Here is a 7,042-nt window from a genome sequence, read left to right as displayed (position 1 = left end):
TCTCTTCTCGGAAAAGGAGTGCGCCAACTATCTCAGAAACTCAGGATATGTTTCCGTATAAAAACAGCATGCTCTAGTCCTGCGGCTCGGGCGCGGTGTCGCCTTCGGCATCCACGCGCAGCCAGCCGGCAGCCGCGAGCCGTTGTTGCGGCAGATAGCGGCTCTTGTAGTCCATCTTCTTCGAACCCTCGATCCAATAGCCGAGATAGACGTAGGGCAGGCCCTGGCGCCGCGCCCGGGCGATGTGGTCGAGGATCATGAAGGTGCCGAGCGAGCGCGTGGTCTCCGACGGGTCGAAGAACGAGTACACCATCGAAAGGCCATCGCTGAGCACGTCGGTCAGGGCGACCGCGACCAACTCGCCGCCCCTGGCGTTCGGACCGTTGCTCAGATTGCGGCGGCGGTACTCGATGATTCTCGTCTCGACATGGCTGTCCTCGACCATCATGGCGTAATCGAGCACCGTCATGTCGGCCATGCCGCCATGGCGATGGCGCTGATCGAGATAGCCGCGGAAGATCGAATATTGCTCGGAGGTCGGCACGGCGCTGCGCTGCTCGCCGACCAGATCGGAGTTGCGCGCGAGCACCTTCCGGAAGTTGCGCGAGGGGCGGAATTCGTTGGCGATCACGCGGACGGACACGCAGGCCCGGCATTGGTCGCAGGCCGGCCGGTAAGCGATCGACTGGCTGCGGCGGAAGCCGCCATGGGTCAGGAGGTCGTTGAGATCGGTCGCCTTGTCGCCGACCAGATGCGTGAACACCTTGCGTTCCTGCCGCCCCGGCAGATAGGGGCAGGGCGAGGGCGCGGTCAGGTAGAATTGCGGGGTGTCACGCGAATGCTGGGTCAAGGAACGTCGTGAGCCTCCGAGGCGATCATCAACAGAATTGCGCTCCGGAGGCGGCCGGTCAATCGCTTTTGCAGTGCCACCGGACGTCTCATCAGGTGCGAGCCGGTTCAGTCAGTTGCGAGCGCACGGACGTGTTGATCACGACGGTACCGAGCACGAAATCGTGCAGCAGCCGGCGGCGGCTGTTGAACAGTCCAATCAGCAGCACGAACGGCGACAACGCCGAGACCGAGACCCAGAAGCAGACCGCGTGCACGGCACCGAGCACGAAATAGCCCGGCGCGCCGTACCAGGTCCGTACCTCCAGATCCATCACCCGCATGCCGATCGTCGCCGAGTTCGGCCCGCCGATCGTTGCGCCGTAGTAGACGATGGCCCAGATCACCGCAGCCGGCGACACCAGCCAGAACAACGCCCAGCCGAGACCCAGCGTGACCACGCCGAACACGGCAATGAAGATCACCGCCAGGATCACCGGGACCGAGAGCACCAGGAGATCGATCAGGAACGCAATCATCCGCCGCGTCAGCACGCCGCGAAACAATTCCGGCTGCTGATAGGGATCGTAGGCGTGTGGCCGAGCACCGGGACCGCCATTGCTATCGCCTGAACCCATATACGCCATGAATAAGCCCTCCGGATTGGCACCCAGGACATGGGAACCCCTCTTGCGCTTGCAAGGGCTGTTCTTGCACGGGGCGCGGCAAATTTCCGGCCATTTCGCGACTTGTAAGCCAGAACTTCGCGAGCCGGCGGCCCGCGCAGGCGAAAGGAGCGGCGCGCTCAAGGAGCGTGGGGGTCTTGGAAAGATCCCAGCGCCTCCTCAACGCTGCTGCCGCAGCCGCTCGGCAGCTTGCGGGGCGAAATAGGTGAGCACGCCGTCGGCGCCGGCACGCTTGAACGCCAGCAGGCTTTCCATCATCGCCCGGTCGCCGTCGATCCAGCCATTGTTGGCGGCGGCCGTGATCATCGCGTATTCGCCCGACACCTGATAGGCGAAGGTCGGCATGCTGAACGTGTCCTTCACGCGCCTGACGACGTCGAGATAGGGCATGCCCGGCTTCACCATCACCATGTCGGCGCCCTCGGCGATGTCGAGCTCGACCTCGCGCAGCGCCTCGTCGGAGTTGGCGCTGTCCATCTGATAGGTGCGCTTGTCGCCGGTCAGCGTCTTGGCCGAGCCGATCGCGTCGCGGAACGGGCCGTAGAAGGCGGAGGCATATTTGGCCGCATAGGCCATGATCTGCACGTCGAGGAAGCCGGCTTGATCCAGGGCCTGGCGGATCGCGCCGACCCGGCCGTCCATCATGTCCGACGGCGCGATGATGTCGCAGCCGGCCTCGGCCTGGACCAGGGCCTGGCGCACCAGCACGGCGACCGTCTCGTCGTTGAGAATGCGGCCGTCCTTGATGAGGCCGTCATGACCGTGGCTGGTGAACGGATCGAGCGCGACGTCGCAGAGCACGCCGATCTCCGGGAACTCCTTCTTGATCGCACGCACCGCCTGGCAGACCAAATTGTCCGGATTGCAGGCCTCGGAGCCGTGCTCGTCGCGCAGCGACGGCTCGGTATAGGGGAACAGCGCGATGCAGGGAATGTCGAGCTTGGCGGCGCGCTCGGCGTCGCGGACGATCTCGTCGACGCTCAGCCGCTCCACGCCCGGCATCGAGGCGACGGTGCTGCGGGTCCGGTCGCCCTGCACCACGAACAGGGGCCAGATCAGATCGTCCGTCGTGAGCACGTTCTCGCGCACCAGCCGGCGGGCCCATTCAGCTTTGCGGTTGCGGCGGGGACGGATGGTGAGGTCGAGCGCCGGCGTCAGTCCAGTGGCCGGATTGCGCGCGGTGTCGCGCAGGTCGATCGGGCGCCCGAATTTGATCGCCATGAGGGCTGGCTCCTTGCTGACCGGCGAGCCGGATTTTGACTTGTTGTAATTCCAACAATCTGTAGCACTTTGCCCGTCGCCCGTCACTTGACCTGACGCAAGCGGCCCGGTTGATTTCCGGCCCGGTTGATTTCACGGTGCCGGCCGGCCAAGAATCGCCATGCTCCTGGTCTTGAGAGGCCCCAATGACGACCCGCCTGTTCTGCTCGAGCTGCCATGGCTGAGATTCCCTCGGCGCGAGATCTGGCGCGTGACAACGCCGCCATGTCGATTGCCGCCATGTCCTCGGATCGGCGCGAGAGCGACGACAATGTCTGGACGCGGCGGCTCGTGCTGTTCCTGCGGGTCATGGCCATGCTCTCGATCGCCAAGGGCCTTTACCATTGGGCCCAGGTGACCGGCTTCATCGGCGGCGAGGACGACGCGTTCGAGAACCAGGCGATGGCCTGGCAGGCCGCGACGGTCTATTTCGCGGTGATCGAGCTCGTCGCCGCCGTGGGCCTGTGGCTGGCCACGCCGTGGGGCGCGGTGGTGTGGCTCACCACGGTCGTCTCGATGGCGGTCATCGAGCTCATGTTCCCGGGCATCTATGGCGGCAATCTGCTGGTGGTCGCGGGCGAGGCGGTCATGCTCGCCGCCTACCTCGTACTGGCCTGGATGGCGGCCCGGGAGCGGCCACCATAGGTCGTGCGGAAAATTCGTTGCACGCTGTAAATCTTTTCAGCGCGATGCAAGTAATGTTTCGAACACCTTAAGAGCGTCCGCCACAGCTGTTACAGAGACCTTAGCAGCGCTACCCAAGCGTGTTTTGTAATGCGACAGGTGGGTGAAACGAACCGCGAACATCGCCCCTCGACCGTCAACGGACTCTTGCAAAAGCCTCTGTAATTACTGAATTAAAAGAGGATTCACTCTCCGCGATTCATTCTCTCTTTATGCTCTTATTTAAGGCGATCTTCAAAGCACGCCCCTTAAGTTCGTTCTATCAGACGGGACAAAAGTTTCGTCGAATAAGTCGACAAAAACGACGACAGGGGAAGTGTCATGATGAAAGCCGTTGCGACGGCCGTGGAGACTGCTGCGCCGGGCCAGGGCGGCACCGTGCAGTCGCTCTATCTGGAAGCACTGACGCTGGTGGAGCGGCTGCATCGCCGTCTGCTCGACGTCATCAAGGACGAGTTCGACCGCCGTGGTCGTTCCGATATCAATTCGGTCCAGGCGCTGCTGCTCTATAACATCGGCGACAAGGAGCTGACCGCGGGCGAGCTGCGCACGCGCGGCTACTATCTCGGCTCCAACGTCTCCTACAACCTGAAGAAGCTGGTCGAGCTCGGCTTCCTCGATCACCAGCGCTCGCGCGTCGATCGCCGCTCGGTCCGCATCCGCCTGACCCCGCAGGGGCAGGAGATCCGCCGCATCGTCGACTCGCTGTATCAGAAGCACGTCAAGACCGTGGAGCAGGTCGGCGGCATTTCGAGCGAGGAGTTCTCCACGCTCAACAAGTCGCTGCATCGTCTCGAGCGGTTCTGGACCGACCAGATCCTGTATCGCCTCTGAGCCGGTCTCACCGTTTCGGCTGAGCCGGCCTCAGACATCGAGAGCCAAAACCGGACAGCCGTTGATCGTCTGGAAGTCGTTCTTGCGCCGGCCCCTTCGGGCCGGCGTTTTCTTGTTCGCCTTGGCAAAAACCTTGGCAAAAACCCCGGTCCGAATTGGAACCAATCGAGGCTCCTGGGCTTATGTCCCTGGACCGGAGGTCGGACCATGCTGCACGATGCCGGAATGCAAGTCATGAACGTGGCGATGGTTGGGGATGCCTATGCCATCGCCTCCAACTATCTGCGTCTCTCCGGCGAGCTGCCAGAGGAGTTCGCGCCGAACGAGAGACTTGTCGACATCATCGTTCAGCTGATTCACCGCGGAGAATTCAACAAGCTCAAGCTCGCCAACAAGGCGATCTCGATGTTCAAGTCTGCCTGACGGCCTGACGTTCAAGAGGGGATGATATGGAAGCCGCCATCGATCGCATCATGCACACTTACGACCTGCTGGCGAACCGCACCGCCGCGGCGAGCGACGAGGCGCGCCGCAAGGTGAGCGCCTATATCCAGACCTTGTTCGAAGCCGGCGAGCGCGATCCGCACCGCCTGACGGTATGCGGCCTGACCTATCTGCGTCAGCTCGATGGCCGCGTCGATCCGGTGAAGGCGGGCTACACCGGCCTCTGATGTCTTTCGGTGCGGCATTGCTCGCCGCGCGCTTGCCTCACAACCTGTATGAGACCGTCCGGTTTCATGCAGGTTGTTTGTATTTGGGGGGCGATGCATTTGGTGTCCCGAGTCATTGTCGTGGCAGGAATCTTGGCCTTCGCGTGCGGTGAGCTGAGCCTGCCCACGAAGAGTATGGCTGAGACGGTTTAACCCCAGAAGGGACCGAACAGTCGAGAAGCACTGGCCACAATAGGCGCCTGCGCAGCGACGACGATCACGAAAATTGCTGATCGGTTTGATGAGCCGCTGTCGCCTACCCCGTTCAAGCGCGGCGAGAAGCGCGGCAAGTATGGTGATCCCATTATGGATCCGGGGAGGCACGTGCTGTACCAGAGCGGTGCCGAGCAGATCGACGCAGAGTGGAACGCCGCCGTGGCCCATTCCAAACTGGGCGATCCCGTGCGTCTCTGCACCGTCTGGAAGCCGAAGCAATGCCCGCCCGGCGATGATCGGGGGCAAGTCTACAAGGCGACCAATCTCCGGACCAAGGAAACGTGGCAGATGTCGGAAAGCTGGCACTCCTGCGGCGGGGCTTGAGCAGGGCTTGCACCGGACCTCGTCCACCATATCTGGCGCAAATATCCGGTTTGACCCGCAACCGCTTGGCCTGTCCCTTGGCCTGCCGCCGCCCATATGGTAAGGGCAGGGGTCTTTTCCGACCGACTTCACTGAACCGACCGCAGGCCACCTAAGGCCTTGCGGACGTGGAGATATTCCGCCGATGACCGCTTCCAGCGCCAAGCCCGCCTCGTCAGTCGATTCCTTCTTCTCCGCCACCCTGGCCGAGGCCGATCCCGAAATCGCCGCCGCCATCAAGGGTGAGCTCGGTCGGCAACGGCACGAGATCGAGCTGATCGCCTCGGAAAACATCGTCAGCCGGGCGGTCCTGGAGGCCCAGGGCTCGGTGATGACCAACAAGTACGCGGAAGGGTATCCGGGCGCGCGCTATTATGGCGGCTGCGAATGGGTCGACGTCGCGGAGAACCTCGCGATCGACCGCGCCAAGAAGCTGTTCGGCGCCAATTTCGCCAACGTCCAGCCGAACTCCGGCAGCCAGATGAACCAGGCCGTGTTCCTGGCGCTCCTGCAGCCCGGCGACACCTTCATGGGCCTCGACCTCGCCGCCGGCGGCCATCTCACCCACGGCTCGCCGGTCAACATGTCCGGCAAGTGGTTCAAGGCCGCGCATTACACGGTCCGCCGTGACGATCATCTGATCGACATGGATGCGGTCGCCAAGCAGGCCGAGGAGGTCAAGCCGAAGCTGATCATCGCCGGTGGCAGCGCCTACTCGCGCCCGTGGGACTTCAAGCGCTTCCGCGAGATCGCAGACCACGTCGGAGCCTACCTCCTGGTCGACATGGCGCACTTCGCCGGTCTCGTCGCCGGCGGCGTACATGCCTCGCCGGTGCCGCATGCCCACGTCACGACGACCACGACCCACAAATCGCTGCGTGGCCCGCGCGGCGGCCTGATCCTCTGGAACGACGAGGCGCTGACCAAGAAGCTGAACTCGGCGATCTTCCCGGGCCTGCAGGGCGGTCCGCTGATGCATGTGATCGCGGCCAAGGCGGTGGCCTTCGCCGAGGCGCTGCGGCCGGAGTTCAAGACTTACGCGAAGAACATCGTCGAGAATGCGAAGGCGTTGGCGGAATCGCTGCGCGCGCACGGCTTCGACATCGTCTCCGGCGGCACCGACAACCATTTGATGCTGGTCGACCTCCGGCCCAAGGCCCTGAAGGGCAACGTCTCGGAGAAGGCGCTGGTCCGCGCCGGCATCACCTGCAACAAGAACGGCATCCCGTTCGACCCCGAGAAGCCGTTCGTCACCTCGGGCCTGCGTCTCGGCACCCCCGCGGCGACCACCCGCGGCTTCGGCGTCGCCGAATTCCAGCAGGTCGGCAGCCTGATCGCCGAGGTGCTGAACGCGATCGCACAGGCGCCGGACGGCAGCGCGCCGCTGGTGGAAGCTGCGGTCAAGGAGAAGGTGAAGGCGCTGACCGACCGGTTCCCGATCTATCAGTAAGGCTTAACGCG

The 7,042-nt window shown here is 63.5% G+C and carries 9 protein-coding genes; 6 read left to right on the top strand and 3 right to left on the bottom strand.

The genetic code is table 11. The annotated features are described in order from the left end of the window. Positions 1–73: 73 nt before the first annotated feature. The 3 genes from QW868_RS30870 to hemB form a co-directional block, all read right to left on the bottom strand. A complete protein-coding gene (locus tag QW868_RS30870; RefSeq protein ID WP_315827209.1) occupies positions 74–850 on the bottom strand; it encodes an arginyltransferase in 777 nt (258 codons plus the stop codon). A gap of 91 nt (positions 851–941) precedes the next feature. Beyond that, the gene (locus tag QW868_RS30865) at positions 942–1,475 is read right to left on the bottom strand and encodes an RDD family protein (protein WP_315740229.1); all 534 of its coding nucleotides are present in this window, start codon (positions 1,473–1,475) and stop codon (positions 942–944) included. A gap of 198 nt (positions 1,476–1,673) precedes the next feature. After that, entirely contained in the window at positions 1,674–2,735 is a 1,062-nt protein-coding gene (hemB, locus tag QW868_RS30860; protein WP_315758572.1) for a porphobilinogen synthase, read from the bottom strand. 216 nt (positions 2,736–2,951) lie between these two features. Here hemB and QW868_RS30855 point away from each other — a divergent pair, with 216 nt between their 5' ends. The 6 genes from QW868_RS30855 (at position 2,952) to glyA (ending at position 7,031) form a co-directional block, all read left to right on the top strand. Then, a complete protein-coding gene (locus tag QW868_RS30855; RefSeq protein WP_315740227.1) occupies positions 2,952–3,419 on the top strand; it encodes a DUF6163 family protein in 468 nt (155 codons plus the stop codon). A gap of 360 nt (positions 3,420–3,779) precedes the next feature. Beyond that, entirely contained in the window at positions 3,780–4,292 is a 513-nt protein-coding gene (gene ldtR, locus QW868_RS30850; protein ID WP_008962376.1) for a transcriptional regulator LdtR, read from the top strand. Between the two features lie 207 nt (positions 4,293–4,499). Beyond that, a complete protein-coding gene (locus QW868_RS30845; RefSeq protein WP_315740226.1) occupies positions 4,500–4,715 on the top strand; it encodes a hypothetical protein in 216 nt (71 codons plus the stop codon). 26 nt (positions 4,716–4,741) lie between these two features. Continuing rightward, positions 4,742–4,963, top strand: a complete 222-nt coding sequence (locus tag QW868_RS30840) for a hypothetical protein (RefSeq protein ID WP_315711437.1) — start codon at positions 4,742–4,744, stop codon at positions 4,961–4,963. Between the two features lie 363 nt (positions 4,964–5,326). Further along, the gene (locus QW868_RS30835) at positions 5,327–5,542 is read left to right on the top strand and encodes a hypothetical protein (protein ID WP_315786314.1); all 216 of its coding nucleotides are present in this window, start codon (positions 5,327–5,329) and stop codon (positions 5,540–5,542) included. A gap of 184 nt (positions 5,543–5,726) precedes the next feature. Continuing rightward, entirely contained in the window at positions 5,727–7,031 is a 1,305-nt protein-coding gene (gene glyA, locus QW868_RS30830; RefSeq protein WP_315740224.1) for a serine hydroxymethyltransferase, read from the top strand. Positions 7,032–7,042 lie beyond the last annotated feature (11 nt).

This window comes from Bradyrhizobium sp. SZCCHNR1051 (genome assembly GCF_032489615.1).
Lineage (GTDB): Bacteria > Pseudomonadota > Alphaproteobacteria > Rhizobiales > Xanthobacteraceae > Bradyrhizobium.
The sequence above is the reverse complement of the archived record's forward strand: the minus strand, read 5'-3'. Positions and strand labels throughout refer to the sequence as shown.

Excerpts from the sequence above, each read along its gene's own strand:
- QW868_RS30865 (WP_315740229.1), bottom strand. The coding sequence starts at position 1,475 with ATGGCGTATATGGGTTCAGGCGATAGCAATGGCGGTCCCGGTGCTCGG.
- hemB (WP_315758572.1), bottom strand. The coding sequence starts at position 2,735 with ATGGCGATCAAATTCGGGCGCCCGATCGACCTGCGCGACACCGCGCGC.
- QW868_RS30855 (WP_315740227.1), top strand. The coding sequence starts at position 2,952 with ATGGCTGAGATTCCCTCGGCGCGAGATCTGGCGCGTGACAACGCCGCC.
- ldtR (WP_008962376.1), top strand. The coding sequence starts at position 3,780 with ATGATGAAAGCCGTTGCGACGGCCGTGGAGACTGCTGCGCCGGGCCAG.
- QW868_RS30845 (WP_315740226.1), top strand. The coding sequence starts at position 4,500 with ATGCTGCACGATGCCGGAATGCAAGTCATGAACGTGGCGATGGTTGGG.
- QW868_RS30840 (WP_315711437.1), top strand. The coding sequence starts at position 4,742 with ATGGAAGCCGCCATCGATCGCATCATGCACACTTACGACCTGCTGGCG.
- glyA (WP_315740224.1), top strand. The coding sequence starts at position 5,727 with ATGACCGCTTCCAGCGCCAAGCCCGCCTCGTCAGTCGATTCCTTCTTC.